This is a genomic window from Micromonospora sp. CA-248089, assembly GCF_050948515.1.
In the GTDB taxonomy this organism is placed as follows: Bacteria; Actinomycetota; Actinomycetes; order Mycobacteriales; family Micromonosporaceae; genus Micromonospora.
On the sequence record NZ_CP192016.1, the window covers coordinates 4,169,227 to 4,195,559 of the forward strand.

Genomic DNA, 26,333 nt, shown 5'->3' on the forward strand with positions numbered 1-26,333 from the left:
GTGTGAACAGCCGCGACAGAACGACATACAAGTCGCTGTCAGAGGGAGTTTGGACCGCCTGGCTACGTCTCGCGCACACGCCGGTAAGCGAAACTGGTAAATGGACCCGGAATATGAATTCCGGGCGCGCGTGCGCCCCTTGGGGGAAGTAGGTTCGACCCTGATCCGACCGGGGACGACGGGTGGCGCCCGCCAGCCGGGGACCGGTCACCACGAGCCGGGAAGGACCGCGCCGATGGGCTCTACCAGCAGATACGCCTCCGAGCGGATGATGCTCACCATGTGGAGCGCGCCTCGCAGCCGTTCCACTGCGTTCGAACGGATGATGATGGAGAGGGGCGACTTCGCCGTCCTGCACGAGCCGTTCTCACACGTCATGGACTTCGGTTCTGCAACCGTGCTGGACCGTCAGGTGACGAGCGAGAAGGAATTGCTGTCCACCTTGAAGGAATTGCCGGGGCGCGTCTTCTTCAAGGACACAACTGATTTCTACTACCCCGAACTACTGAACGACAAACCCTTCCTCCGCGACGGAGTCCACACTTTCATCATCCGGGACCCGCGGGAGGTGATCGAGTCCCACGCCCACCTGAACCCGGAGGTGTCCCGCGACGACATCGGCTTCGCGCGGCTGCACGAGATCTACGACGCGGTCGCCGAGGCGACCGGCGAGGCGCCCGTGGTCATCGACTCCGACGATCTGATCGACCGGCCGGCCGACACCGTGGCCGCGTACTGCGCGCGGGTCGGTATCCCCTTCGACGCCGAGGCGCTGCGCTGGCAGCCGGGGACGCCACGGCAGTGGCAGCGCACCGAGCGCTGGCACGAGGCCGCCGCCGCCAGCAGCGGGTTCTCCCGCGCGCCACGGCAGTACGCGCGCACTGTCGACAACGACCCGCAGTTGGCCGAATACCACCGCTACCACCAGCCGTACCACCACAAGCTCTGGGAGCAGCGACTGCGCCCGGTGTGACGGTCCGTCAGCCCACCTGGCGGCGGTAGACGGCGCGGCGTTCGTCCACCCGGCGCACCTGCGTGAAGCCGCACCTCTCGAACAGGGAGGCGGTGCCCATGTAGTGCGAGCCGTCGTCGCCGCACACCGGGTAGCCCTCCACCACCGTGGCGCCCTGCTGCCCGGCGTACGTCACCGCACCGTCCAGCAGGGCCGCCGCGACTCCCTTGCCCCGGTGCTCCCGGGCCAGGAAGAAGCAGACTACCGACCAAACCGGGGTCTCGTCGGTCCTGCGGTACTTCGGCGAGCGCTCCAGCGAGCCGTACTCCTCGCGCGGCGCCACCGAGCACCACCCCACCGGCTCGTCGTCCCGGTAGCCGAGTACGCCCGGCACCTCGCCGGACCGCACCAACTCGCGCAGCGCACGCCGGTTACCGGGACTGCGGTTCGCCTCGAACTCGCTGCGACGCAGCCGCCAGAACATGCACCAGCAGCCGTTGGCGGCACCTCGGTCGCCGAACAGGCGCAGCAGGTCCGGCCAGCGCTCCTCGGTCAGGGGGTGGCACGCCAGCTCGTCGGTCCGGCTGCGCCCGCCCTTCGCCCGGCTCACGACGTCACCGGCTCCACCTTGCCGTCCAGCAGGCAGAACTCGTTGCCCTCCGGGTCGGCGAGCACGTGCCAGGTCTCCTCCCCGGTCTGCCCCACGTCGACCGGACGGGCGCCCAGTTCGCGGAGCCGTTCGAACTCGGCCGCCTGATCCTGGTCGGTGGCGCTCACGTCGATGTGCAACCGCAGCTTCTCCCGCTTGGGGTTGTCCGTACGGTTGAACACGATCGTGGGCTGCGCCCCGCCGAACCCCTCACCAGGGCCGATCTCCACGCTGTCCTCTTCGTGCGTCAACACGGTGAAGCCCAGCACGCCGCACCAGAAGGTCGCGAGTCGGTGCGGGTCATGCGCGTCGAGCACAAGCTCGCTGATTCTGCACGCCATACCCGGCCCGTACCCCGCCGCAGCGGAAACCACACCTACGGCAGATCTTGACCCGATCGCGGGCAACAGCCCACGCCGCATGGGCCGAGCAGAAATCACAGGCATGGTGACGACCTCGGCGACACTGCCGTCGCCCATCGCGACGCCGACCCCGCGGACAAGGCCGAGGTCTACCGTCAACTCGGCCTTCGGCTCACCTACCAGCCTGAAACACAAACGGTGCGCGCTGAAGTCGATCTCAGCGCGGGCGACGAGACCCCTTCGTTACATCGCCCGATGGCCGCCGTCAAGACTTCGAACTGTGGGACCCGCTCCTCTGCCCTTCATCCTGCGCGCCGCATGGACCTGGCCCCGGATCATTCGAGCCACCGCCGGACCCGACCTCGCCCAGGCACGGGTGTGACGCTCGAGGCAGGCCCGGTTGCGGGGTCGGTGACAGCGGCTCCGGCAACAGCGACCGCGAGCAGCAGCACGATCCAGAGCGGGACGGCGCCGACGTCGCGTTTCGGGTCAGGTGGTGCCGCGGACGACGAGCGTCGTCGGCAGCACGGTCGGCTTGGGCGGGTCGTCGCCGCCGTGCAGCATGGCGACCAGCGCATCGGCGGCGGCCGTGCCGAAGCCGGGCTTGTTCTGGGCGACGGTGCTGAGCCCGGGCGGGATCAGCGCGGCCACCTCGATGTCGTCGAAGCCGACAATCGCAATGTCGTCGGGGATCCGTAGGCCGGCCGCCTGGGCCGCCCGCATCGCGCCGACAGCCATCTCGTCACCGGCGACGAACACTGCGGTAGGGCGGTCGTCGAGGGCGAGCAGCCGGTCCATCGCGGCGTGACCGCCGTCGAGATAGAAGTCTCCCTCGACGACGTGGCCGTCGGTGAGCGGCAGGCCGGCCCCGGCCAGCGCGGCCCGGAAGCCGACGAGCCGTTCGGCTCCCGGCCAGGTTCGCAGCGGGCCGGTGATGGTGGCGATGCGCCGGTGGCCGCGTTCGACGAGGTGGCGCACGGCGAGCGCCGCGCCGCCGGCATTGTCCGAGGTGATGTAGGTCGACGTCGGACCGTCGACCCGCAGGTCGAGAGCGACGCACGGCACCTGGGCTTCGACGAGGGCGAGCACGGCCGGGTCCCGGGTGCCGTTGTCGATGATGACCGCGCCGTCGAGGTTGTGCTGGCGGACGGCGCGCACGTATCGCTGCCCGTCGTCGGGCCCCGCCGCGTCGTGGCCGGCGAGCATGAGCAGGTTCAGCCCGTGCGCGCTGAGCGCCGTCTTGAGCGCGACGAGGATCTCCTGCAGGAATGGGTGGCGCCACCCAGGGCGGCGATGGTCGGTGTCCCATACCAGGCCCACCATGTTGGACTTCTTCGTGGCGAGCGTCCGGGCCGACCCGTTCGGCAGGTAGCCGATCTCGGCGGCCAGGTCGAGGATGCGCTGGCGGGTGTGCTGGCTGACGACCTCGGGGGTGTTGAAGACGCGGGACACGGTGGCGACGGACACGCCGGAGCGGCGCGCCAGCTCCCTGATAGTGGTCAATGTGGTGCCTTCTCTGTAACCGGTTTCACGACCGTAGCGCCAGCGATGTCCGCCGGTCAACCCGCATCGACCGTTACCTTTTCGTAACTTGACACCCCATAGCCGAACCCGTTCACACTTCCCAGGAAAGGCGCTCGCCGGCGGTCACCCGCAACTCGGCCGGCATCCGATCTTCATCCAACTCCACCCACCTCCACCACCATCGCTCGCCGACAATGTAACCGGTTTCAGGTAACCGGTTACATCGCACGAAAGGGTTCCCTGGCATGCACCCAAAACGACTGTTGCGACTGGCGGCGGCCACCCTGGCCGCCGGAGTACTGCTGACCGCGTGTGGCACCGGCACCGAGGGAGGCTCCGGCGGCGGCAACGAAAAGATCACCCTGAATGTCAACCTGTTCGGCAACTTCGGGTACCAGGACCTGTACGCCGAGTACCAGAAGGCGCATCCGAACATCACGATCCAGGAGCGCACGGCCGCCTACAACGACCATCATCGCGACCTGATCACCCACCTGGCCACCGGCTCCGGCGCGGGCGACATCGAGGGCGTCGACACGGGCTTCATCGCGCAGATGCGCGAGCGGGGCAACCTCTTCGTCGACCTGGGCAAAGACCGCCAGTCCGAGTACCTCGACTGGAAGTGGGCGGCGTCGCTGGCGAAGGACGGCAAGCAGATCGGGTACGGCACCGACGTCGGCGGCCTGGCCATCTGCTATCGGCGTGACCTGTTCGAGAAGGCCGGCGTGCCGTTCGACCGCGACCAGGTGTCGGCCGCCTGGGGCAGCGGCTGGGACCAGTACATCGAGTTCGGCAAGCGGTACGCGGCGAACGCCCCGGCCGGCAGCGCCTTCTTCGACGGCGGAGGCCAACTGTTCAACGCCATCATCGGCCAGGCCCCGGTCGGGTACTACAGCGAGGACAACGCCATCGTCGTGGGCACCAGCCCCGATGTCCGAAAGGCCTGGGACCTGACGGTGAAGGCGATCCAGAGCAACCTGTCGGCCAAGCTGATCGGCAGCTCGCAGGAGTGGAACAACGGCTTCGCGAAGGACCAGTTCGCCACCATCGCGTGTCCGGCCTGGATGATGACCAAGATCAAGGACCAGGCGAAGCACGCCGCCGGCAAGTGGGACGTGGCGAGCGTCCCGGGCGGCGGCGGCAACTGGGGCGGCTCGTACCTCACCGTTCCCAAGCAGGGCAAGCACACCGAGGAGGCCAAGAAGCTCGCGGCGTGGCTGACCGCCCCGGAACAGCAGGCCAAGGTGTTCACCGCGCGGGGCAACCTGCCGTCCATCCCGGCTCTGTACGACAAGCCCGACATTGCCCAGTACAAGGACGCCTTCTTCAACAACGCACCGGTGGGCCAGCTCTTCACCACCGCGGCGAAGCAGCTCAAGCCCCAGTACCAGGGCCCGCGAGCCGGAGACGTGCAGACCACCATCCGCGACGCGCTCGTCCGCATCGAACAGGGCAAGCAAAGCTCCGACGAGTCCTGGAAGCAGATGGTCAGCGACGTCGAGCGACTCGCCAAGTAACTCGACCCGCGCCGCCGGCGGTCGCCCCTGACCGCCGGCGGCTCCCGGCGACGAAGGATCGACGATGGCCACCTACCTCCACCAGGCCCGGCGGGCCGGCCTGAGCCGGCTCGACACCAAGGGCTCGCCCTACCTCTACATCCTGCCGTTCTTCCTGCTGTTCGGCGCGTTCGGGCTGTTCCCGCTGCTGTACACGGCGTACGTCTCGTTCAATGACTGGGACCTGCTCGACTCCGGGTCGCACCGCTGGGTCGGCCTCGCGAACTACCGCGAGATGCTGCAGGACGCGTACTTCTGGAACGCCCTGGGCAACACACTCAGCATCTGGGTGCTGTCCACCGTGCCGCAACTGCTCGCCGCGCTCTGGATCGCCCACCTGCTCAACCACCGGCTGCGGGCCCGCACCGCGCTACGGATGGGTGTGCTGCTGCCCAACGTCACCTCGATCGTGGCGGTGACGATCGTCTTCACCCAGCTGTTCGGCCGCGACTTCGGCATGGTCAACTGGGCGCTCGGCCTCGTCGGCATCGGCCCGATCGACTGGCAGGCCAACACCTGGAGCTCCCACCTGGCCATCTCGTTCATCGTCGCCTGGCGGTGGACCGGCTACAACGCCCTCATCTACCTCGCCTCGATGCAGGCGATTCCGCACCACCTGTACGAGGCCGCCGACCTCGACGGCGCGTCGCAGGCTCAGCAGTTCAGGCGGATCACCGTCCCGATGCTGCGGCCGACGATCATCTTCACCACGGTGATCTCGACGATCGGCGGCCTGCAGATCATGGCCGAACCCCTGCTGTTCGCCAGCTCCCAGACGCCCACCGGCGGCTCCGACCGGCAGTTCCAGACCGTCGCCCTGTTCATGTACGAGCAGGGGTTCCGGGAGTTCCGCTTCGGCTATGCCTCGGCGGTCGCCTGGACGCTCTGTCTGGTCATCGCCATCTTCGCGATCATCAACTTCCTGCTCATCCGGCGCATCGCCAAGGACGAGGACTGAGGAGAACGCCGTGACCACCCTCGCGGACCCCATTCAGACCGGCACCACACCCTCGCCGCCGCCACGCCGGTCCCACCGGCGCCGGAGCTTCGGGTACCCACGCAAGGGCTCGGTCTGGAGCTACGGCGCCCTGCTGGCGGTCGTGGCCGGGTCGGTCTTCCCGCTCTACTGGTCCATCGTCGTGTCCTCGCAGACCAGCGACGCCGTCACGAAGGTGCCGCCGGCCCTGGTGCCCGGCGGGCACCTCTTCGACAACATCGCGCGCGTGTTCGACACGACCGACTTCGGCCGAGCCCTGGTGAACTCCTTCATCGTCAGCGGCTCGATCACCGTCTCCGTGGTGTTCTTCTCGACCCTGGCCGGGTTCGCCTTCGCCAAACTGCGGTTCCGAGGCCGAAAGGCGCTTCTCGTCGTGGCCATCGCGACCTCGATGGTGCCGCACCAGCTCGGCATCATCCCGCTGTACATCCTGATGGCCGACCTCGGCTGGACCGGGCGCCTCACCGCCGTGATCGTGCCCGGGCTGGTGACCGCGTTCGGCGTCTTCTTCATGACCCAGTACCTCGGCCGCGCCGTACCCGACGAACTGCTGGAGGCCGGCCGCGTCGACGGGTCCAGCACGTTCGGCCTGTACTGGCACATCGTCCTGCCGGCGGCCCGCCCCGCCGCGGCGGTGCTCGGGCTGTTCACCTTCATGCAGGCGTGGAACGACTTCTTCTGGCCACTGGTCGTGCTGCAGAACAACGCGACCGTGCAGGTGGCGCTCTCCGCACTGGCCAGCGGCTACACCACCGACTACACCCTGACGCTGACCGGCACGTTGCTCGCCACGCTGCCGATCCTCGTCGTCTTCATGCTCCTCGGCCGGCATCTCGTCGACGGCATCATGCAGGGGGCGGTGAAGGGATGACCACCACATCCCAAGGCGCCGCCGCGGCCGCAACCCGGCCGGACCTGCCCGAGCTGCCGGATCTGCCGGACCTGCCGGCCGGCTTCAGCTGGGGTGCCGCCACCGCGGCGTACCAGATCGAGGGTGCGGTCGACGAGGACGGCCGCGGGCCGTCGATCTGGGACACCTTCTGCCGCCGCCCCGGTGCCGTCGACGACGGCACCTCCGGCTCGGTCGCCTGTGACAGCTACCACCGCTGGCGGGAGGACGTGGACCTGCTGGCCGGCCTCGGCGTGGACGCCTACCGTTTCTCGGTCGCCTGGCCACGGGTCATGCCGGCCGGTCGGGGCGCGGTGAACCGGCGAGGCCTCGACTACTACGACCGGCTCGTCGACGCCCTGTGCGGGCACGGCATCCGGCCGTTCGTCACGCTGTACCACTGGGATCTGCCCCAGGCGCTCGAGGACGAGGGTGGCTGGCGGGTACGGGACACCGCCGAGTGGTTCGCCGAGTACGCCGCCGCGGTGGCGGGCGTCCTCGGTGACCGGGTCCAGGACTGGATCACGCTGAACGAGCCGTACTGCTCGTCGATGGTCGGCTACGCGGAGGGCCGGCACGCTCCCGGCGCCGCCGAAGGACATGGTGCCCTGGCCGCCGCCCACCACCTGCTGCTCGGGCACGGCAGGGCGGTCGCCGCAGTCCGGTCCGCCGCCGGCCCGCGGGCGCGCGTCGGCATCGCGCTCAACCTCTCCCCCGCCGTGCCGGCCAGCGATACCGAGGCCAACCGGGCGGCGGCGGATCGGCAGGACCTCATGCTCAACCGGCAGTTCACGGATCCGGTGCTGGGCGGCGCGTACCCGTCCGGGTTCGAGCGGCTCTACGCCGGGGTGAGCGATCTGTCGTTCCGCCGCGACGGTGACCTGGCGGTGATCTCCACGCCGCTGGACTTCCTCGGTGTCAACTACTACTACCGGGTGCACGTCGCCGACGCCCCGTACGAGCAGCCCGACCCGGCGCTGCGCAGCGCGTTCGACATCGGGGTCCGGCAGCTACGGCCGGACGGGTTGCCCACCACCGACCTGGGCTGGCCGGTGGAGCCGCAAGGGCTGTTCGACACCCTGACCGGGCTCGCGGACCGTTACCCGGGCCTGCCTGCCGTGTACGTGACGGAGAACGGCTGCGCCGACCTGCGGGACGGACCCGAGCCGGACCCGGAACGGATCTCGTTCGTGGCCGGGCACCTGGCGGCGGCGGCCCGTGCGGCCGCCGTCGACGACCGGCTCGATCTGCGAGGGTACTTCTACTGGTCGCTCATCGACAACTTCGAGTGGGCCCGCGGGTACGGGCCCCGCTTCGGTCTGGCCCACGTCGACTACGGCACCGGATCCCGTACGCCCAAGGCCAGCTACCACTGGCTGCGTGACCGCTTGCGGGCGTGGCGGGAACGCACCTCCACCTGAAGCGCCGCCCGCGGCTCGTGGCGGCAACGGTATGCGCGGTCACCCGGCAACGAACCGCCCCGGTTCGGTGGAGTCGGTTTGGTTGACCCGTCAGGCGCCCAACCGCCAGTTGCCGAACGCCGTCCGGATGCGGCCGGCCGCCCACGCCGATCCCGCCGTCCGGGCTGCCCTGGTTGTCGGCGCCCGTGGCGCGCCCCGCGAGTTGCACGAGCGACTCATCGACGATCCGGACACGCTGGTACGGAGACACCTCGCCGAACGCGACGACGTACCGGCCGATCTGCTCGCCCGGCTCGCCACGGACCCTGACCCGCCGGTCCGGGCCACCCTCGCACGGTGGTGGACGCAGGCCCCCGGACCGGACCGGCGGCTCCTGCTGACCGACTCCGTCGACGAGGTTCGTGCGGCTGCCTGCTCAGCCCGTCCTCGGCCAACTCGCCAATGGGACCTCACGCGGTGGCGGCGGTCGCAGTCGAAGGTTCAGGAATCCTCAGAAACTGCCGCCGCGGGACCGGCGGCGCGATTCGCGAACTCGGAGACCTCGTGGCCGCCCTGCGGAACGCACAGCCGGAACACAAACTGGAGGTCTACCGCAGCCTCGGGCTGCACCTGTCGTACGACCCGGAAACGCAGACGGTGCGGGCAAGTGTTGACCTTGCCGCGCACCGTTGGGATTCAGTTGGTGTCCGAGGGGCAACACGAACTATTGCCCCACCGCCGATGACGATCGCCAAGACCTTGAAGCTCACACAAGTCTAGGTGCTCCGGTGACCTCTTCGAGCCTGCCGAAGAGGTCACCGCACATGATCGAGCCAGTAGCATCCAGCGATCTTGGTGACGGTCAGCTGACATTAGCTGGGCCGAGGAGGCTCTTCAGGTCGCCCATCAGCGCGGTGGTGGCGGCCACCCGGAACGGGCCGAGGCGCAGCGTGGTGACCTTGCCGCCGTTGAGCAGCTTGACGTGCACCTCGGTGTCGCCCGGGTGCAGCACCAGGGTCTCCTTGAGCTTCTCCACGAGCGGCGGCGTGCAGCGGTGCACCGGGATGGTGAGGGTGACCGGCTTGTTCGCCGGGTTGCTGCTGATGTCCGGCATGGACATGTCCATGGCCATGATCCGCGGCGTGTCGTCGCGGCGGTCGACCCGCCCCTTCACCACCACGATGGCGTCCTCGGCGATGTACTGCCCGATCACCTCGTAGGTGTTGGGGAAGAAGAGGGTCTCCACCCCGCCGGCCAGGTCCTCCAGCGTGGCCGAGGCCCAGGCCCGGCCCTGCTTGGTGACCCGGCGCTGCACGCCGGAGAGGATGCCGGCCAGGGTGACCACCGCGCCGTCCGGCACGGTGCCCTCCTCGGACAGCGCGGCGATGGTGGTGTCCGCCGCCGCGCCGAGCACGTGCTCCAGGCCGAAGAGCGGGTGGTCGGAGACGTAGAGGCCGAGCATCTCGCGCTCGAAGGCGAGCTTGTCCCGCTTGTCCCACTCGCTCTCGCCGATGACCGGCATGACCGTGGTGCTGCCCGCGCCGCTGTCCACGTCGCCGAAGCCGGCGCCGAACAGGTCGTACTGGCCGACGGCCTCCTTGCGCTTGACGTCGGCGTACGCGTCGATGGCGTCGGCGTGCACGGCGAGCAGGCCCTTGCGGGTGTGCTTCAGCGAGTCGAAGGCGCCCGCCTTGATCAGCGATTCGATGGTCTTCTTGTTGCAGGCCACCGCGTCCACCTTGGACAGGAAGTCGTAGAAGTCGGCGTACTCGCCCTTCTCCTCCCGGCACCGCATGATGGCCGCCACCACGTTCGCGCCCACGTTGCGCACGGCGGCCAGGCCGAACCGGATGTCCTCGCCGACCGGGGTGAACGGCCCGGCCGAGGTGTTGACGTCCGGCGGGAGGACCTGGATGCGCATCCGGCGGCACTCCGAGAGGTAGAGCGCCATCTTGTCCTTGTCGTCGCCGACGGAGGTGAGCAGCGCCGCCATGTACTCGGCCGGGTAGTGCGCCTTGAGGTACGCGGTCCAGTACGACACCAGCCCGTACGCGGCGGAGTGCGCCTTGTTGAACGCGTAGCCGGCGAACGGGACGAGGACGTCCCACACCGCCTGGATGGCCTCGTCGGAGTAGCCGCGCTCGCGGCAGCCGTCCCGGAACGGGATGAACTCCTTGTCGAGGATCTCCTTCTTCTTCTTGCCCATGGCCCGGCGCAGCAGGTCGGCCTGGCCGAGGGTGTAGCCGGCGAGGATCTGCGCGGCGCGCTGCACCTGCTCCTGATAGACGATCAGGCCGTAGGTGGGAGCGAGGATCTCGCGCAGCGGCTCCTCCAGCTCCGGGTGGATCGGCGTGATCTCCTGGAGGCCGTTCTTGCGCAGCGCGTAGTTGGTGTGCGAGTCCACGCCCATCGGGCCGGGCCGGTAGAGCGCCAGCACGGCCGAGATGTCCTCGAAGTTGTCCGGCTTCATCAACCGCAGCAGCGAGCGCATCGGGCCGCCGTCGAGCTGGAACACGCCCAGGGTGTCGCCGCGGGCCAGCAGCTCGTAGGCCGCCTTGTCGTCCAGCGGCAGGCCCAGCAGGTCCAGCTCCTGGCCGTGGTTGAGCTGGATGTTCTTGACCGCGTCGTCGATGATCGTGAGGTTGCGCAGGCCGAGGAAATCCATCTTCAGCAGCCCGAGCGACTCGCAGGTCGGGTAGTCGAACTGCGTGATGATGACGCCGTCGGAGTCCCGCCGCATCAGCGGGATGTGCTCGATGATCGGCTCGGCGGACATGATGACGCCGGCGGCGTGCACTCCGGTCTGCCGGATCAGGCCCTCGATGCCCTTCGCGGTCTCGATGACCTTCTTGACGTCCGGGTCGGACTCGTAGAGGCCGCGGATCTCGCCGGCCTCGGCGTAGCGCGGGTGCTTCGGGTCGAAGATGCCGGACAGCGAGATGTCCTTGCCCATCACCGCGGGCGGCATGGCCTTGGTGATCCGGTCGCCCACCGCGTACGGGTAGCCGAGCACCCGCGCCGAGTCCTTGATCGCGGCCTTCGCCTTGATGGTGCCGAAGGTGGCGATCTGCGCGACCTTGTCCTCGCCCCACTTGTCGGTGACGTAGCGGATCACCTCACCGCGCCGGCGCTCGTCGAAGTCGATGTCGACGTCCGGCATCGAGATGCGCTCGGGGTTGAGGAACCGCTCGAAGATCAGGCCGTGCGGGATCGGGTCCAGGTCGGTGATGCCCAGGGCGTACGCGACCAGCGAGCCGGCGGCCGAGCCACGGCCCGGACCGACCGCGATGCCCTGGCTCTTCGCCCACTGGATGAAGTCGGCGACCACGAGGAAGTAGGACGGGAAGCCCATCTGGATGATGACGCCCAGCTCGTACTCCGCCTGGACGACGTGCCCCTCCGGGATGCCGTTCGGGAAGCGGCGCTTCAACCCCGCGAACGTCTCCTTGCGGAACCAGGACTCCTCGGTCTCGCCCTCCGGGATCGGGAACCGCGGCATCAGGTTGTGGAACTCGAACATCCCGGCCGGGTCGACCTTCTCGGCGACCAGCAGGGTGTTGCGGCAACCCTGCTGCCACAGCTCGGACGAGTCGACCGCGCGCATCTGCTCGGCCGACTTGATGTAGTAGCCGCTGCCGTCAAAGCGGAACCGGTTCGGATCAGAGACGTTCGAGGCGGTCTGCACACACAGCAAGACGTCGTGCGCCTCGGCCTGCGCCTCGTGCGTGTAGTGCGAGTCGTTCGTGACCACCGGCGGGATACACAGCTTACGGCCGATCTCCAGCAACTCCGCGCGGACCCGGTGCTCGATGGGGATGCCGTGATCCATGATCTCCAGGAAGTAGTTGTCCTTCCCAAAAATCTCCTGGTACCTACCCGCAGCCTTCAGCGCCTCATCGAACTGGCCCAGCCGCAGCCGGGTCTGCACCTCCCCCGATGGGCAGCCCGTGGTCGCCATCAGCCCGGTCGCGTGCTCGGCGAGGATCTCGGCGTCCATCCGGGGCCACTTGACAAAGAAGCCTTCGGTGTACGACCGGGTGGTGAGTGAGAACAGGTTGTGCAGGCCAATCTTGTTCGCCGCCCAGACCGTCATGTGGGTGTAGCCGCCGCTGCCGGAGACGTCATCGCTCTTCTGCTCGGGCCGGCCCCACCGCACCCGCTGCTTGTGGAAACGCGACTCCGGCGCCACATACGCCTCGATTCCAAGGATCGGCTTCACCCCGGCGGCCATGGCCTGCCTGTAGAAGTCGTTCGCGCCGTGCATGTTGCCGTGATCGGTCATCGCCACCGCCGGCATCCCCTGCCGGCTGACCTCGGCGAAGAGATCCTTCAGCCGGGCCGCCCCGTCGAGCATCGAGTACTCAGTGTGCACGTGCAGATGCGCGAACGAATTACCCATACGTGGCCCCCGGGGTCTGGCCTATTGGTCGGTCGGAGTCAGCCGGGCACCTACCTTACAGGCCTCACCATGGCCTGCTGCGCATGCGCACGGATGCCATGCCCACTATTCAGGAGGGTTGCGGCTCCCGGCTTCCAATCCCCCTCGCGTCCGGGACTGCACACATAGCGACTGATCGATCGACTGAGCGAGAAGACGCCAGATGACGACCGAGATCACCTCGCAGGAGGAGCCGGCCGTGGAGCCGGTGAGTGCGGTCACGGAGGAACAGTTGATCGCGATGCTGGTCGGCCGGGCTCGTGGTGACGGGCTGAAGCTCACCGGCGAGAGCGGGCTGCTGCACCAGCGCACCAAGCGGGTCATCGAGTAGGCCTTGGGCGGGGAGATCACCGACCACGTCAGCTACGACAAGCACGACCTGCCGGTCGGGGTAGCGGAACACCCGGAACGATAGCCGGACCAAGACCGTGCTCACCGACGTCGGGCCATTCGAGGTCCACGTTCCGCGGCACGCGGCGGGCACGTTCGAGCCGCGGATCGTGCGGAAACGGCAAGGCGCCTGAGCGGGGTCGATCACCTGGTCCTGTCGTTGTCGGCCAAGCGGGCTGAGGCACGGACAGATCCGTCGCGACGGCTGATCCGCGATCCCGTCCGCGCCGAGTTCGGCATAGCGTGCCGCCCGCCGTTTCGCCGTCGGCCAGGACACGTCATAGCGTCCCGCCGCACCGCCGACCGGCCACCCCTGGTCCACGATCAGACGCGCCAGGCGAAGACGTGTACAAGAAGTCAAAGCTGCATTGTGTGGGACACGAAGGCCTCCTGGTTGCCTGAGCGATTCCATACTGCAACGGCAGTTAAGGCGGGTAGCCGCGGTGGCGGTAGTGGCTGGTACGGGCTTGGTGTTGGCGTCGGCGGCGCCAGTGTGACCAGGCCCAGATACGTGTCGGGCATGGCGGGGCGGTGAGGATCAGGGACACCATGAGTCGGCGGATCTCCGGTACGGTTAGGCGATCATCATGTCCTTGCCAGTGGCGGTTCCCCCTTTGCCGTAAGGGTTTTGGCGGCGGGGAGCCAGGGGTGGGTGGGCATGGCGAGGGTGATGTGGGGCGTGCCAGGCCCGCCAGTCGCGGACCTGGCAGTGGTCGAGGCCGGCTTCTTGCTCGGCCTGCTGGAAACACTCCTCGATCAGCGGCTGCCGGCGATGCGGGCTAGGTCAATCAGGCGGGTGCGGCGGGGTCCATAGCAGACGTAGTAGGCGATCTCGCCGGTGGTGATGCTGCGGCGGGCGAGGAGCCAGTGCCCGCGGCCGGGCCGCCAGCAGATCCGCACCGGCACGCGGGCCCAGTCGTAGTCGCGGGGGCCGTGCGTGCCCGGGCCGGCGGACAGCCGGCACCATGCCTGGGCGGGCAGCGCCGCGATCAGCTCGTCGGCACGGCAGGTGCCCATCGTGGCGGTGATCATGTCGTCGTTGCGGCGAGTGGCCAGCACATAGCCGACGTCACGGTCTTCCACCACACCCGCAGGCTCTTGACCTGCCCGTAGGCCTCGTCGGCGGTGACCCACCCGACCGGCGTCCCGGCATCCGGGGCCCGGGCCAGAATGGTCTTGGCGATCTGCGGCTGGTCGCGAACTCAACGTCGTCGCGGATGCCCGGCAGCGTTCACGGTCATCCGTCCATGTCGTGGGTAGGTACAACTGCCGGGCGATCAGCCGTGCCCCTTGGCTGAGCGGTAGGCCAGGAACACCGACCTGGCAGTTCTCGACCCGGCCGGCGGTGCCGGAGTACTGCCGGGCCACGCCGGCCGACCGCACGCCCTTCTTCAGGAAGCCGGCGTCGTCGACGATCAGCACGCCCTGCGGGCCGCCGAGGTGCTCGATCAGGTAGTCCCGCACGTCATCCCGGACCGCCTCGGCGTCCCAAGTCCGCCTACCGCAGCAACCGCTGCATCCCGTCGCTGACACCTCACCCGCACGCTCCGCCAGGGTCCAACCGTTCTTGCGTTCCAACCCGGCGGCCAGCCCGCACAGCTACTGCCGGACCCGAGCCCGCGCCTCCGCCGCCGAAACCGACCTCCGATCCGCGCGTGCAACCGGTCCAACTTCGCCGCCCACGCGTCGACCTCCGCCGCCGTCACGGCAGACATCATTTACTACACGGGATCCGTAACTGCCGTTGCAGTACTAAGGGACGCCTCGGAACTCGGTGAAGGCATTGCCCGTGAGCGCATTGGTGCTCACCCGGTGAGGACGATGTTGTGCAGGTGGGCGATGGCGGCAGCGGTGTCGGTCAATATATTGGCGGCGCGGGTAGTTCTTGCGCCGGGCGGAGAGGTGATGATCCCGGGTGGGGATCAGAGTGCCGTCGGCGATGGCGAAGACGCCCCCTTAGACAGCTCCACTCCACAGCCGGAGGCCCTTCATCCCGCAAATTTAGGCCTTGTCAACACGACTTCCACCGACCTCCCTGGGCAGTACATTTAGTGCGGGCAGCCGGCCGGGGCGGGAAGTCAAAGGTATGTCGCCGTACATTCAACTTCCCACCCGAACCATGCCATACACATGCCGCCGAATATCGACTGTCGGGCAGCCCTCGTCGACCGCGAAGCTTGGCATTACCTCGCAGCCAGTCGCCGCCTCCGTCGTCGCAGAGATGCGCCCTTCGCTGAAGAAGAGGTGACAGTTAGTCGACCAGCGGGCACGTCAGGAAGGCGACTCACGGTTGACCGGCTTACAGAAGACCGATATGGCGGATCTACTCGCGCCGTCAAACCGGCCACCCAGCCAATTTGAAGTGCGTGAGACCTTCTGCAGTCCAGCCAGTTTCGCCATCAGATCCAGCTCACTCGGCCAAACATAGCGCTCGGAAACCGGCAGCAGTCGGATTCCATTCTCATCAATGTGCACCTCTTGAAACTCAATCCGTTGCTGCGCAGGATCATGCAGTAGTGCGGAGATGCTTAGGTGACTGCTGCTCAACTCACGGATGGCCAGTTGCTGACGCGATTCCATAAGCTTTCCACCTGACGGCATCATGGTTTCGAGAACGAAGCGACCTCCGGGTTGCAGCAGTCGGGAGACATTTTCGAAACAACGGAGCTGCAACTCCTGGGTCGTCAACTCCATAAAGGTGTTGAACACGCAGTAGACCAGTTCGTAGGGGCCCTGGACGGGCGGGTCGGTCATATCGCCCATGACAACACGAATAGGCAGGGACCCGGCCTTATCTTGCAGTTTCTGTGCCATTCCCGGTGATAGTTCCACCGCATCGATATGTAGGCCCTTTTCGGCCAAAGGCACGGCCACACGCCCGGTCCCGACACCTAACTCCAGCGCTGTTCCGCCGGACGCCTGTGCATGCAGGAAAGTCACGGCGTCAGTAGGGTCGACCTGGCGCCACTGGTCGTCATAATGTTCCGCCCACTGGTCCCAGTATTGCGCTTTATCGGCATCGGTCATCGCGTCCCCCAAGCAAGAAATGAGTAGATCTGGATCGGCATGGCACTGGAAGTATCCAAGGATCAGTTACGTCGGGCGCTCCGTCACCTGCCCCTCTACAAGTCCCACCGGGAATGAGTAGTCGACTGTAGGAACGAAGACATCTTCGTCGAAACGGACCAAATCGCCGGAAGGCCCGCGCAGGACCTCCAAGCTCTCACTTAGCTGGAACCTGCGTTCGATAAGATAAGATTCCCCGCGGCTGCGGCGAAAGGCTGCCCGGAGAAGCTCTTGGGGAGCAAGCCGGACACAGGTCCATGGCTTGAGTTCTGGAAGTTGTCCCCTTGTAGGGCTATCCCGCATAAGGCGGTACCGCGTTCCATTGCTGTAGGCGGAACGTGCGTGGGTCGAGATCTCCCCAGCCAGATCTTGGTCATCTGTAAGCCGCAGGCCCGCTTTTTCTGCATGCGCGGCGACAAGCTCGATTCGCAACTCCGGGTCAGGGGCCTGACTCAGCCCGATGCCTTCCGGTTCGAGATCTCTCCCGAGGCGATCGAGGGTGGCGGCTTGTTCCGGAGTCAGGTCGGATAGCTGACCAACCACTTCAAATAGTGCCGCCATGAACCCGGAAAGATCTGCCTCCTCGATACGGGATCGCACGTACTCGGTATCGAGGCCGCCAGTCAGAGTGACGATGCAGTCATTCACCGTCTTGCCGTCGATAAAGCAGTCACCTGCAATGTTGCCAATCACAGCACAAAGATTATCTTCCAAAGCCAGCGGCTGCCACGGGGCCGACGACATCGATTTCCGAAAATGCAATAGGCCGCAATAGCGGATCGAGTACGGCCCTGTGTGCACATCTACCGAAATGGATTCTTCGTCAGGCCCCAACAGGCGCATCTGACCGAAGAGATTACCCCGGAGGTCTCCCTTGACCCAAGGCAGCTCGCCGGCCTCGTAGATGTACCCAAGGCTCCGCAGGGCACCTACAACCTTCCACCCGCTCTCGAGGTCCGGTGTCCACAGATCCGCATCCCCGACGTCTCTCAAGGATTCCTCCGGGTACCACCGCTGCGCGGCTAGACCCTTCATGAGACGAACGGGTGTGTCCGGAAGCGCCGTCGACAGGGCGGTCAGAGTTCCACCTGCCGAACGAAAGCGACGATCCAGTACACTGCGACGCGCTCCCACGGCGCTGGACACCGACCGAACGAAGTCGGCGTCCATGGGCCGTTCGGCTGCCGCTTTCGACAATCGCCACCTGGCCAGTCGCGTCACCTTGTGCTTACAAATGACATCAACCGTCGCGTCGACACCGAGTTGGCGCATCGCGTCGATTGATAGCTCGATCGGTACGCGGGGCTGCAGCAGTCCAATCGAGACAATGGCTGAGAGCATTTCCGGTTCCATCTTCACCTCCATTGAACGTTGACAAGACAACGACACCTATTTTAGGTCGACGACGCATGCCAGTGCTTCCGTGACGAACTCGGCCCGGCTGCGTTCGAGGCTCCCCAAAGAAATGCGAATGGAGTCCCTCGAGGCGGCAAACGCAGAGCCGGGCGAGACGCGCACTCCGCGCCGCGCAAGCGTCGCAACGGCCTGTTCTTCGCGCATTCTTACGGGGAGCAACATATTTGGCCCGTGACGCGGACCTTCAGGAAGACCCAGAGCGTCGCCGATGAGTGTTCTTAAGCTTGCAATGTCTCTGAGCCGCCTTGTCAGCAGGCCGAGACCTCCCACCTTGAGGAAGTATCCCCACGCCCTCTGCCAGTGAAGCGGCGGTGCAATAATTGATAGATGTCGCAGTGTCTCTTCGGCATGAGCGGTATGGCCCACTACCCACCCGAGACCTGATCCTGGCCCAGCCAGCTTATGCAAAGAACCAACCGTGACGAAGCCTTCCGGCATTGGCTGGGGCGGCGCGAACCATCGGTAGCTGGTGTTGCACACCACCTGGGCGCCTGCGCTGCGGAAGCTATTGAGTGTGTCGAGCAGACGCTCGTCAGGAGTGTCTCCGTCCGGGTTCCGGCAGGGTCCGGTTACCCAGAAGGTGATGTGGCGATCGGGGGTGAAATCGCGAAACCGCGCCCAAGGCGTCGTTGTCACCGGGATGTTGTTCATCTCCAGCATGCGTTGGACACCCAAGAAGGTCGGGCGCTCAAGCACCACCCTCCGGCTCCATCTGCACAAAATGGGCGCAGCCGCCCTGACCCCACTTGTTATCGCAACCTGGTCCATATCGACACTCAATTCGGCCGCTAGCTGTTCCCGCAAGAATGGATCCCCACCGAGTTGTGGCCTGAGCGTCGGATCAACATCACGGACGGCGCGAGCCATCGCCCCGCGCCAGACATTTAGTTCGGGCGCCGGCCATAGCCGGAAAGAGCCAGTCAAGTCAATGAGGCCAGATGACGGCCCGGTGGCCACAGGGCTCGTCATGACGATGTGACGTGCCCGGCGCGGGAGCTGGCCAACCAATGAGTAAGATATTCCAGGTCGGCGACCCTCGCTCGGAGGTCCCGGATCTCTTCGGCAGGGTCAATGCCGAACCTTGTACCGACGGGAACCATCTCGGGGGCAACGGGTCCCACTAAATCTCGCACGTCGTCCAGAGCAACCACACCGCTCCCGGACTGGACCAGGATGGAGCGGTTCTCGTATCCGATGACCACCCCGGGCGGCACGTTGTAGGACGTCGTGCCGTGGAAACGCGCTCGTCCTATAGTGACGCAGAAGCCTTTTAGGTCCGAAAGGGCGGGCGAGGATCCGCCTCGACAAGCAACGACGAGACGAACGATTGCCTCGGCGTCAGCCTGCCAGTCAACATACGTCTTCAGAATGGGGTAGCTGAGGCGGTCGGTCGGGTACGAAGAGACGAGGACTTTTCCATCCATCTGCCCGACTGCCTTTTTCCTCTGGTGAAGGGCCTCCTTCAGTGCGGTAGCGACAGCGCTAATCGTCTCAACGTAGCTGACACGAGGGATGGTGAAGGCCGAGGACGACGTTCCAACCCCCCCGGTGGCGTCGTCAAGCACGACAGCGCCGCCTCCTAGCCCGTTGCGAATCATCCAATGGACCGGGTCGCTCGCGGTCAGCTTGCCTTCGTGCTGGACTGAGAATCGGATCCGCTCGGCGGACGGACCCGTTCTCCGAAGCACCCACTCGGGGACGTCATCAGTGAGTTCCGCGAGGACGGTCACCGGCTCACCGACTGCGACCGGCTGTTCAGCCGCCATGAGCGCCGGCGCGCCTGTCACTGCGCTTTCGCCCTTCAGCCACCATTGTCGAAGGGTCGGATCCGTGATCGCAACCGCGGCAACCGGAACGCCCACTGCGGCCAGCCGTTTGGCTAGCCGGGCTGTCCATTTCCGCGTCACCACCATTAAAATTGCCATCGACTCATCTATTCCCTCGTCATCGTTCCATCGGAGATCGACCATACGCTGGCCGATTTGATGGCGTCGCGAACCGCAACCTGCACATCTAGCGGGCGGGTGGCACCGATTTCCGTCAGATCCGGCCATGGTCCGCCCCCTACTGCGTACGCCGCAAGCAATGATGCCATTCTTGCGGGCGTCTGGGTATCATAGGCGACAGCATCCAGGTATCGGCGGCGGGCAGCGTCTATATGGCTCTCGTCCTCGCTGAACAGCTTTTTGGCTGCAGCTAGGCCGCTTGCGATCCGATCACTGCGGGGCCACGCTGCCACCACGACTTCCGCTGCAATGCATCGCAGTTTGGCGAGTCCGATCGGCCTAGCACCCGCTCCGGCGGAGGCATCGTCGACCAGACCGCCCCGACCGACGAGAAGTTGTTCAGTGATTTTCCGGGCGGCCGGATCGCCGCCTGCGATTCGCATGGCAAGCAAGTGCACCTCCGGCAGACCCGACAGGTCCACGTTCACACCTCGCCCGCCCGTTGGTGGCGCCTGCCTGGCCCGCAGCGTCACTCCCGCAAGTGCCTCCTCGACGAAATGCAGCGTCTCGTCAACACCCTGTGGGCTTACGATCGTCAGGGACCAACCGCTGCTCGAATAGATAGAATCAACGAAATCCTGCACCTCTCGGCGGCTTATCGAGGCGATCGCGGCGCGGTGGGACCGATCCGTGAGGAAGTTTGCACAGCCGGGAAAGGAGCGGCCGGCAGCGGCTGGCGCTAGCCGAGCCATTGGGTGGTCCTCAAGTTTCGCGGTCTCGATGAGGATCGCCTGTCGTTCGGCCTCCATCACCTCGTCGGAAGCGTTCAACGTTCCCAGTGCGCTCGCAACCGCCGCGCACATACGTCTCGCGTCCCTGCCGGGGACCGACAGCGTAAAGGTGGTAAAGAGAGAGTCTGTCACAGCGTTGGGACGGAGCCCGAAGTTCCTCTGAATGCCAGCGGCTATGAGATGTTCGGCAAAATGGGCCAGGCCGCCGCGACCGACTGGATCATGGGCGAAGCCACACGACACCTTGAGGATGCCGAACGCCGTCCCGCTCCAGGGCATCTGAGCGGCAACGACACGCTGGCCTCGCACGTCTGACTCTACGATCTCCAAAGGTCTCAAAGGAGTTGCTCCAAGTCACTCATAGAGGCCAGCCGCGGGTCACCGACATAGGCGACGGCGAGAGAGTGAGAGGAGGATATGCGGCTGGTTTCGCAGAGCACCTGAGGCACGCAGGACAATTGCGAAACGAGTTCGGCGGTCGTCGAGTCGCCGTCAACAGCGCGACGGTAGTCGGTAAGTTTGCCGAAGGGACCGCTTAGTTCATCTAGAAGCCGGTGCTCCACTCTGTACGCGCACTCCACAAGTTCCTCTGGGCTGATGAACCCGCTATCTATCTCCGCCAACAACTCATGCATCAGCGGAACGAGCTGAGGCAGATGGTCGGGGATCGAGCTGACACCGATTGAGACGGAAGAGGTGCCCGGTTCTCGACGGAACATCACAGCACTGCCGTAGATGAGCCCCGCTTCGTCTCGGAGTCGGCGGCGGAGGAGCCCTTTCTGGCCACCGAGAAACTCGGTGAGCACAAGAACTGCGGCGTGATCGGACATGCCGCTTGAGAGCACGAAACTGACCCCTAGGCGGCATTGTTGGCCCGGCACGGCGACGACCTGCAGGCCTCCGTGCCACCGGCAGCGCCCACTCCTGGCAATAGGGGTAGGGGGCGCAGTCGCAACAATCGGGTTCACCACCCTGGAACACTCCACGCAGCGGCGAATGTACTTGCTTAGGCCCGGCTCGGTTATCGCCCTGAGAGTCGCCGGCGCGCCGAGGTCGCGGATCTTGGAGCGCCCCCATGCCGCCTCATCCAACGCGTTTATTAGTTGTTGTTGGGGGCTTTTCAGCTGGCTCTCCGCCAACGCAATCTGCTGGTCCACGAGCTGTCGGATGGGCAGACTGCGGGGTGTTTCCGCCAGTCGCGCGACGGCCATTTCGAGCTCACGCTGCTCGAGGCTGGGAGACCAGAAAGAGAAGCGTGAGGATCTGGGAAGAAGAAGATGGCGGCGAGCAGCGTCACGGAGCCCTGGCCTTGCGTTGTCGCGCAGCGTTTGCCCGAAGTACCGGGCGGCAAGAGCCGCCCGGCCCCTCGCCTCTTCCGGATCGTCGTCGGCGCCAAGTTCGATGTCCCAACCCAGCGGTGCGCGGCAGGGGACTAGAAGCTTGCGTCGTCGACGGACGGGGACGTTCATGGTGCCTTTCCCACGCTCGAGACGGTTTCGTCCAGCTGACTGATCGCCTCTTCGGTTCGTCCGTCGGTGCCCCTACGTCTCGCTCGCGGACTCAGCAGAGCGATGAGGACGGATCCAGCTGTCAGGACGCTGAACAGGATGAGCGCTGGCCCGTTTCCTACTCCGACCGTCGCTACGGCCGGCATCAGTACGTGGGAAACAGCCAGCGCTAGGTTCAGCAGAGCCCGTCGGAGCGCGATGACGCGTCCGGCGATTTCGGACGTCACCTGCTGCTGATACAGGACACTGGCGCCAGCGCCCACGCCAACGTTGACCGCCCCGAGGGCGATTGCGGCCGTAAACATCGCGGCTGGGCCGAGGTCGACGACTGCAACCACCAGCGCCACGGCGGGTACGCAGGCTAGCGCCGAAACTGCCATCACCATCATCGGCCGGTGCCTAAAACGCCGGATGATGAACATGGACGCGAGCACCCAACCAACGCCCGAGCCGGACGTGGCGACTCCCGCGAGTCCCGTTCCATAGGAATCCTTAGCGAGAAGAAGCGCCAGGACAATCCCGGATCCAAAAAACAGAAAAAAGCTCGTCTCCGCCAGAGCTGCAGCCCTCAGGACCCCGTCCCGGCTGATGACTCGGACAGCTGCTACCGTCGATCGCCATAGGCCGCCCATCTCCCCTTGGCCAGGCAGGGGCCCGAGGGGCAGCAGGAGGATGGCCGCAAGCAAGAACGAGATGAGATTTACGATCAGCACCGACTCGTACCCGAGCCAGGCGGCGAGGCCTGCGCCCGCCAGTGGTGCTACTGCGTTGTTCGCCCCAATCATCGCCTCCATGACGGTGGCACTCTTGGCCCTGTCTTCCTTCGCAACTAAGGTCACTGTTGCTGCATGGAACGCGGGCATCGTGAGGGCATTGAATACGCGGAGGACCGGGAGGAGGAGGTAAACCCCTAGAAGGCTCTCCGAGTACATCGCAGCAATCAGCCCCGCAACCACGACGGCGGAGAGCAGCTCACACGAGATCATGAGACGCTTGCGATCGAAGCGGTCGACGATATAGCCGGCCCAGGGTGCCAGAACTACGAGCGGTACGAACTGCACGGCAAAGCTGAAACCGGTCGAGAGCGCCGACCCGGTGTGAGCATAAATCCACAGCGGCAAAGCGATTAGCTGAAGTGCGTTGCCATTGAGCGATACAGCTTGACTAGACCAGAGATACCAGAATTTCTTAGGTAGCCCTCGAGGAGCATCGTAGCCATTCACGACTGGTCACCGATCGTCGAATCGCGCCTTGCTCTCCGCGCCTCACGCTCCGACTTGGACATCTGATGCGGGCTCTTTTGCAAGAGCTCAGTCATGGCGGCGGCCCAGCCGATAAGACCCCCTCGAGACCGTAGGTCAGAGTGGGGCGTTTCAATCTCGATCCACGTGTCCTGGCAAGTCTCCTCGCTGGCGAGTGACCTGTTGGTAGTGCGGTCGAAGGTCAGCTGCAGTATCGAACCATCGGGTCCGTGGAAGGGCAACTTGTGGCGCACTTGCGTCGCGGTGGCGTATGGCTGCAGGTTCACCCTCTTGCCACATTGGCGATCGATGTAATCGATTGGCAGGGCTGCGTGAGACCGGATGATTTGAGTGGCTTCCCCGGGCGTGATGCGCTCACTGATCTCCAGTGCGTCTCGACAACCGTCGATCCATGAGATCGTCTGCTTCGCGCAGATCCAGCTGACGTTGCTGAAGGAACCGTGGTTAACAATAATTTTGAGTGTGAGATCCCGCTCCGTCAATAGCCAATCATCGTCGAAGTAGACAGACGACTGGGTGTGAACGAAAGGGCTTCCGAGCTTCATCCCAGCTGGCGGCGGCACCAGGTCCTGGAGGCGGGATAGGACGTCCTCGCCATCAATCTGAGGGAATGAGTCGAGGTCAAGCAGCCACTTATATTCCATTTCTGTCCCGACGCGGGTCGTCGGCAGGTCGGCCAGAGCGTTCTCGACCTCCTCCGTGGTCAGCGTTTTGGTGCCAGCGCTCATGACACACCTTCCCTGGATTCCTTAGTGGCCACTCGGCCCGACCGGTGCACGTGGTGATCGTCGATGCCGCCGACGATGAAGATGTCAACCTGCTCGGCGCTCAGCGCCAAAACTTCCTCGCATTTGTCCAGGATCACCTGACGGCATGAAGGCGGGAACCGAAAATGGCCCGACTTGTTATTGACGATCGCGGCTTGAGGGGTTTGACTGCCGATGAAGACGATCTCGCCGGCAGCGATTGCGCGAAGCCGTTGCGGCACAAGCATTGGGTGGCCGACGGGCACACCGTTGACCGTCGCTCTATTCCGGCCGAAGACGAGCTCCTCGAATGCGAAGTCTCGGGTCCATACGAGGAGACGCCCGTCCTCGTCGATGACGAACATGTAGGGCCGACCCGGCTTTAGAAATGAGATGTCTGGCTTGACGAGCTCTACCGTTTCGGCTTGGACGATGTCGACAACGCTCCGGTACTTCGCTTCGAAGATGTCTCGTTGAAACTCGATGACCACGGGATCCCTACCGACAATGGCCGTGGGGTGGTCGTACACCGGCTCAAAGCCATGCTTCCGGTACCGCTCCGAAATGCTGTTCGAGATATTGGATATCCTCGATCTTACAACGTGAGCGTCCGGGTCAATCGCGAGGATCGAGCGAAGGGCGATGAGATGGTCGTACAGGACGAGGATGCTAGCTTGCGCCCTTGCACCGTATCGGAACTCGACCATCTGGATGAGCGAGTCATACCGCAGTGATACGTCCCTGTAGGGGTTCATGCTTGCGACCACGGAGACATCATTTCCTTACGACGGACCTGCCGCTCGACGAGCGGCGTCATGCACCTGAGACACCGGGCGCCCGGCCTGCCGAGATTGGCAGGCCGGGCGCCCGTGCGCAATCAGACCGCGGTCTCGTGCATCTGGAGCGCCGCGAGCGCCTCGCGGCCGTCCTCCGTAGCGTCCAGCTCCTGGAGGTCGGCGATGACCTCGTCCAGGTTAGCGATCTGCTCGCCGGTAGCGTCGTTCATGGCGACTCCTCTCGGTCGACAGCGATGCCTGTACATCGCTGCAGCGTTCAGTGCGTGGTCGGAAGTCTTGCCGAGCACGCTGTACTGGTGCTGAACCGGAGAACTATTGCAGTGCGGAAGTGTGGATCTATCGGTGTTTCTGGCCTGACCCATCAGGCGTTGTGCCTGGTTGGAGGGGTGCCGTGATGACCGCGACGCTGAACGATGCGACGGCCGGGAGAGACGACTGAGCAGCTCGGCTACGAAAGAATCGACCCAGCCCGGCTCGGGCCGGGCAGCACCCGCAACGGTACTCGGCCGAAGACGATGCTGGCCGACATCATTGGGCCGGTGCAGATCGAAGTGGCGCGGAACCGGGCGGTCACGTTCGAGTCGCAGGGCGTTAAGAAGCGGCAGCGGCGCCGGCCGGGGGTCAACGAGGTCGTGTTGGGGTTGCATGCCAAGGGTTTGACGATCGGGGAGATCTCGGCGCACTTCGTGGAGATCTATGGGTGCCCCGGTCAGGAAGCAGACGATCTTCTGGATCACTGGGCCTGTTCCTGGCCGATCTTGCAGCTCAGTGCGGTTGCGGCGAGCCCGGATACCGATAAGGAGGAGGCTCTATGTAAGACAGCTGCAGTCGATTAAGACCCGATGCCCGACCGGCAGCCCCGCCTGTGCTGTCTCACCCTCCACGATCTCGCTGTCCAGCCGAACTCTGCACCACCTCGCCGACCTGATTGACCTCCAGCGCGCCGTCGGCGAGGGTGAGGCGCAGCGCCGACCGGGCCCACCGTAGCCAGCGCCGTTCCCGGTGGCGGCGTCTCGCGCCGGGCCAACAGGCACTGCTTGCCCTGGCCTACCTGTTCAACGGTGGCACCCACGCCCGGCTCGCCGCCGGGTTCGAGGTCGTTGTCGCCACCGGCCTGCGCTATGTGCACGAAGCGATCGTGCTGCTCGCTGCGGCCGCCGAGAACCTGGCCACGGCGATACGGCGCATTTGGCAACTGGCGTACGCGATCCTGGGCTGCACCCCGATTCCGATTGATCGCGTGGCAGCTCAGAAGCCGTACTACTCCGGCAAGCAAGAGAGACGAGGCGTGAACGTGCAGGCCGTCGCTCGACGCCGCCGGCCGGCTCGTCTGGGCCACACCGGCGCTGCCGGGCTCGGCGCACGACCTCACCGCCGCAACAGAGCTTCGAATCATTGAACGTCCGCTCCGGAACGAGGCCGACCATCCGTCGCCCCCTTGAACCAGGGAGGACCAGCACCAGTGGCCGTCGGCGGCCCGCCGCAGCAGCACGATCCACGCCAGCTTCGCGTTGGCGGTGAGGTCACTATCGACATCGACACGCACATGGACAGACGTGTCATTGCGGTCTTGAGCAACACGGACGCATCGCTGGCCGCATCGTCATTCGCGACCACCCTCGCCCGCTGCGAAGAGTTGCTTGA

At 65.6% G+C, this 26,333-nt stretch carries 19 protein-coding genes and 4 pseudogenes; 8 read left to right on the forward strand and 15 right to left on the reverse strand.

Annotation, left to right across the window (positions count from 1 at the left end; translation table 11 throughout):
- The first annotated feature begins 235 nt into the window (after positions 1 to 235).
- A complete protein-coding gene (locus ACQP26_RS19595) occupies positions 236 to 973 on the forward strand; it encodes a hypothetical protein (protein ID WP_433493621.1) in 738 nt (245 codons plus the stop codon).
- Positions 974 to 980: 7 nt separating this feature from the next.
- Here the strand turns inward: ACQP26_RS19595 and ACQP26_RS19600 are convergent, their stop codons facing one another.
- The 3 genes from ACQP26_RS19600 to ACQP26_RS19610 form a co-directional block, all read right to left on the reverse strand.
- A complete protein-coding gene (locus ACQP26_RS19600; RefSeq protein WP_433493622.1) occupies positions 981 to 1,562 on the reverse strand; it encodes a GNAT family N-acetyltransferase in 582 nt (193 codons plus the stop codon).
- Positions 1,559 to 1,942: a VOC family protein gene (locus tag ACQP26_RS19605; protein ID WP_269705244.1), complete on the reverse strand. Its 384-nt coding sequence runs from the start codon at positions 1,940 to 1,942 to the stop codon at positions 1,559 to 1,561. Before ACQP26_RS19605 ends, ACQP26_RS19600 begins: the two co-directional genes overlap by 4 nt.
- A gap of 510 nt (positions 1,943 to 2,452) precedes the next feature.
- A complete protein-coding gene (locus tag ACQP26_RS19610) occupies positions 2,453 to 3,466 on the reverse strand; it encodes a LacI family DNA-binding transcriptional regulator (RefSeq protein WP_433493623.1) in 1,014 nt (337 codons plus the stop codon).
- Positions 3,467 to 3,732: 266 nt separating this feature from the next.
- On the opposite strand from ACQP26_RS19610, the gene ACQP26_RS19615 reads away from it, so the two are divergent.
- From ACQP26_RS19615 to ACQP26_RS19630, 4 genes are all read left to right on the forward strand, one after another.
- Complete coding sequence (locus tag ACQP26_RS19615) at positions 3,733 to 5,004, forward strand: ABC transporter substrate-binding protein (protein WP_433493624.1); 1,272 nt, start codon at positions 3,733 to 3,735, stop codon at positions 5,002 to 5,004.
- Positions 5,005 to 5,068: 64 nt separating this feature from the next.
- A complete protein-coding gene (locus ACQP26_RS19620; protein WP_433493625.1) occupies positions 5,069 to 6,001 on the forward strand; it encodes a carbohydrate ABC transporter permease in 933 nt (310 codons plus the stop codon).
- Positions 6,002 to 6,011: 10 nt separating this feature from the next.
- A complete protein-coding gene (locus tag ACQP26_RS19625; RefSeq protein WP_091427581.1) occupies positions 6,012 to 6,911 on the forward strand; it encodes a carbohydrate ABC transporter permease in 900 nt (299 codons plus the stop codon).
- A complete protein-coding gene (locus ACQP26_RS19630) occupies positions 6,908 to 8,350 on the forward strand; it encodes a GH1 family beta-glucosidase (RefSeq protein WP_269705241.1) in 1,443 nt (480 codons plus the stop codon). Before ACQP26_RS19625 ends, ACQP26_RS19630 begins: the two co-directional genes overlap by 4 nt.
- Before the next feature lie 841 nt (positions 8,351 to 9,191).
- Here the strand turns inward: ACQP26_RS19630 and dnaE are convergent.
- Positions 9,192 to 12,728 carry a DNA polymerase III subunit alpha gene (gene dnaE / locus ACQP26_RS19635; protein WP_433493626.1) on the reverse strand — a complete coding sequence of 1,179 codons (3,537 nt, stop codon included), beginning with the start codon at positions 12,726 to 12,728 and terminating at the stop codon, positions 9,192 to 9,194.
- A gap of 202 nt (positions 12,729 to 12,930) precedes the next feature.
- Here dnaE and ACQP26_RS19640 point away from each other — a divergent pair.
- Positions 12,931 to 13,329, forward strand: a pseudogene (locus tag ACQP26_RS19640) (transposase); the annotation flags it as partial.
- Positions 13,330 to 13,742: 413 nt separating this feature from the next.
- On the opposite strand, the pseudogene ACQP26_RS19645 reads toward ACQP26_RS19640, so the two are convergent.
- From ACQP26_RS19645 to ACQP26_RS19695, 11 genes and pseudogenes are all read right to left on the reverse strand, one after another.
- Positions 13,743 to 14,872, reverse strand: a pseudogene (locus tag ACQP26_RS19645) (IS701 family transposase).
- A gap of 556 nt (positions 14,873 to 15,428) precedes the next feature.
- On the reverse strand, positions 15,429 to 16,184 hold the full coding sequence (locus tag ACQP26_RS19650; protein ID WP_433493627.1) for a class I SAM-dependent DNA methyltransferase: 756 nt from the start codon (positions 16,182 to 16,184) through the stop codon (positions 15,429 to 15,431).
- Positions 16,185 to 16,250: 66 nt separating this feature from the next.
- Entirely contained in the window at positions 16,251 to 17,576 is a 1,326-nt protein-coding gene (locus ACQP26_RS19655; RefSeq protein ID WP_433493628.1) for a hypothetical protein, read from the reverse strand.
- 36 nt (positions 17,577 to 17,612) lie between these two features.
- On the reverse strand, positions 17,613 to 18,608 hold the full coding sequence (locus tag ACQP26_RS19660; protein WP_433493629.1) for an aminotransferase class I/II-fold pyridoxal phosphate-dependent enzyme: 996 nt from the start codon (positions 18,606 to 18,608) through the stop codon (positions 17,613 to 17,615).
- Positions 18,605 to 19,609, reverse strand: coding sequence for a hypothetical protein (locus ACQP26_RS19665; protein WP_433493630.1), 1,005 nt, complete (start codon positions 19,607 to 19,609; stop codon positions 18,605 to 18,607). Before ACQP26_RS19665 ends, ACQP26_RS19660 begins: the two co-directional genes overlap by 4 nt.
- Positions 19,573 to 20,685: a hypothetical protein gene (locus ACQP26_RS19670; protein ID WP_433493631.1), complete on the reverse strand. Its 1,113-nt coding sequence runs from the start codon at positions 20,683 to 20,685 to the stop codon at positions 19,573 to 19,575. Before ACQP26_RS19670 ends, ACQP26_RS19665 begins: the two co-directional genes overlap by 37 nt.
- Before the next feature lie 26 nt (positions 20,686 to 20,711).
- Positions 20,712 to 21,845 carry an insulinase family protein gene (locus tag ACQP26_RS19675; RefSeq protein ID WP_433493632.1) on the reverse strand — a complete coding sequence of 378 codons (1,134 nt, stop codon included), beginning with the start codon at positions 21,843 to 21,845 and terminating at the stop codon, positions 20,712 to 20,714.
- Complete coding sequence (locus ACQP26_RS19680) at positions 21,842 to 23,107, reverse strand: MFS transporter (RefSeq protein ID WP_433493633.1); 1,266 nt, start codon at positions 23,105 to 23,107, stop codon at positions 21,842 to 21,844. The genes ACQP26_RS19675 and ACQP26_RS19680 overlap by 4 nt, the downstream gene beginning before the upstream one ends.
- Positions 23,104 to 23,874 carry a hypothetical protein gene (locus ACQP26_RS19685; protein ID WP_433493634.1) on the reverse strand — a complete coding sequence of 257 codons (771 nt, stop codon included), beginning with the start codon at positions 23,872 to 23,874 and terminating at the stop codon, positions 23,104 to 23,106. Before ACQP26_RS19685 ends, ACQP26_RS19680 begins: the two co-directional genes overlap by 4 nt.
- Positions 23,871 to 24,659 carry a hypothetical protein gene (locus tag ACQP26_RS19690; RefSeq protein WP_433493635.1) on the reverse strand — a complete coding sequence of 263 codons (789 nt, stop codon included), beginning with the start codon at positions 24,657 to 24,659 and terminating at the stop codon, positions 23,871 to 23,873. Before ACQP26_RS19690 ends, ACQP26_RS19685 begins: the two co-directional genes overlap by 4 nt.
- A gap of 110 nt (positions 24,660 to 24,769) precedes the next feature.
- Positions 24,770 to 24,898, reverse strand: a complete 129-nt coding sequence (locus ACQP26_RS19695; RefSeq protein ID WP_433493636.1) for a hypothetical protein — start codon at positions 24,896 to 24,898, stop codon at positions 24,770 to 24,772.
- Between the two features lie 204 nt (positions 24,899 to 25,102).
- Between ACQP26_RS19695 and ACQP26_RS19700 the strand changes: the two are divergent.
- Together ACQP26_RS19700 and ACQP26_RS19705 are read left to right on the forward strand one after the other, a co-directional pair.
- Positions 25,103 to 25,390: pseudogene (locus ACQP26_RS19700) on the forward strand (transposase); the annotation flags it as partial.
- Between the two features lie 130 nt (positions 25,391 to 25,520).
- A pseudogene (locus ACQP26_RS19705) lies at positions 25,521 to 26,089 on the forward strand (transposase family protein); the annotation flags it as partial.
- Positions 26,090 to 26,333: the final 244 nt, after the last annotated feature.

Excerpts from the sequence above, each read along its gene's own strand:
- ACQP26_RS19595 (WP_433493621.1), top strand. The coding sequence starts at position 236 with ATGGGCTCTACCAGCAGATACGCCTCCGAGCGGATGATGCTCACCATG.
- ACQP26_RS19605 (WP_269705244.1), bottom strand. The coding sequence starts at position 1,942 with ATGGCGTGCAGAATCAGCGAGCTTGTGCTCGACGCGCATGACCCGCAC.
- ACQP26_RS19615 (WP_433493624.1), top strand. The coding sequence starts at position 3,733 with ATGCACCCAAAACGACTGTTGCGACTGGCGGCGGCCACCCTGGCCGCC.
- ACQP26_RS19620 (WP_433493625.1), top strand. The coding sequence starts at position 5,069 with ATGGCCACCTACCTCCACCAGGCCCGGCGGGCCGGCCTGAGCCGGCTC.
- ACQP26_RS19630 (WP_269705241.1), top strand. The coding sequence starts at position 6,908 with ATGACCACCACATCCCAAGGCGCCGCCGCGGCCGCAACCCGGCCGGAC.
- dnaE (WP_433493626.1), bottom strand. The coding sequence starts at position 12,728 with ATGGGTAATTCGTTCGCGCATCTGCACGTGCACACTGAGTACTCGATG.
- ACQP26_RS19650 (WP_433493627.1), bottom strand. The coding sequence starts at position 16,184 with ATGACCGATGCCGATAAAGCGCAATACTGGGACCAGTGGGCGGAACAT.
- ACQP26_RS19655 (WP_433493628.1), bottom strand. The coding sequence starts at position 17,576 with ATGGAACCGGAAATGCTCTCAGCCATTGTCTCGATTGGACTGCTGCAG.
- ACQP26_RS19660 (WP_433493629.1), bottom strand. The coding sequence starts at position 18,608 with ATGACGAGCCCTGTGGCCACCGGGCCGTCATCTGGCCTCATTGACTTG.
- ACQP26_RS19665 (WP_433493630.1), bottom strand. The coding sequence starts at position 19,609 with ATGGTCGATCTCCGATGGAACGATGACGAGGGAATAGATGAGTCGATG.
- ACQP26_RS19675 (WP_433493632.1), bottom strand. The coding sequence starts at position 21,845 with ATGAACGTCCCCGTCCGTCGACGACGCAAGCTTCTAGTCCCCTGCCGC.
- ACQP26_RS19685 (WP_433493634.1), bottom strand. The coding sequence starts at position 23,874 with ATGAGCGCTGGCACCAAAACGCTGACCACGGAGGAGGTCGAGAACGCT.
- ACQP26_RS19695 (WP_433493636.1), bottom strand. The coding sequence starts at position 24,898 with ATGAACGACGCTACCGGCGAGCAGATCGCTAACCTGGACGAGGTCATC.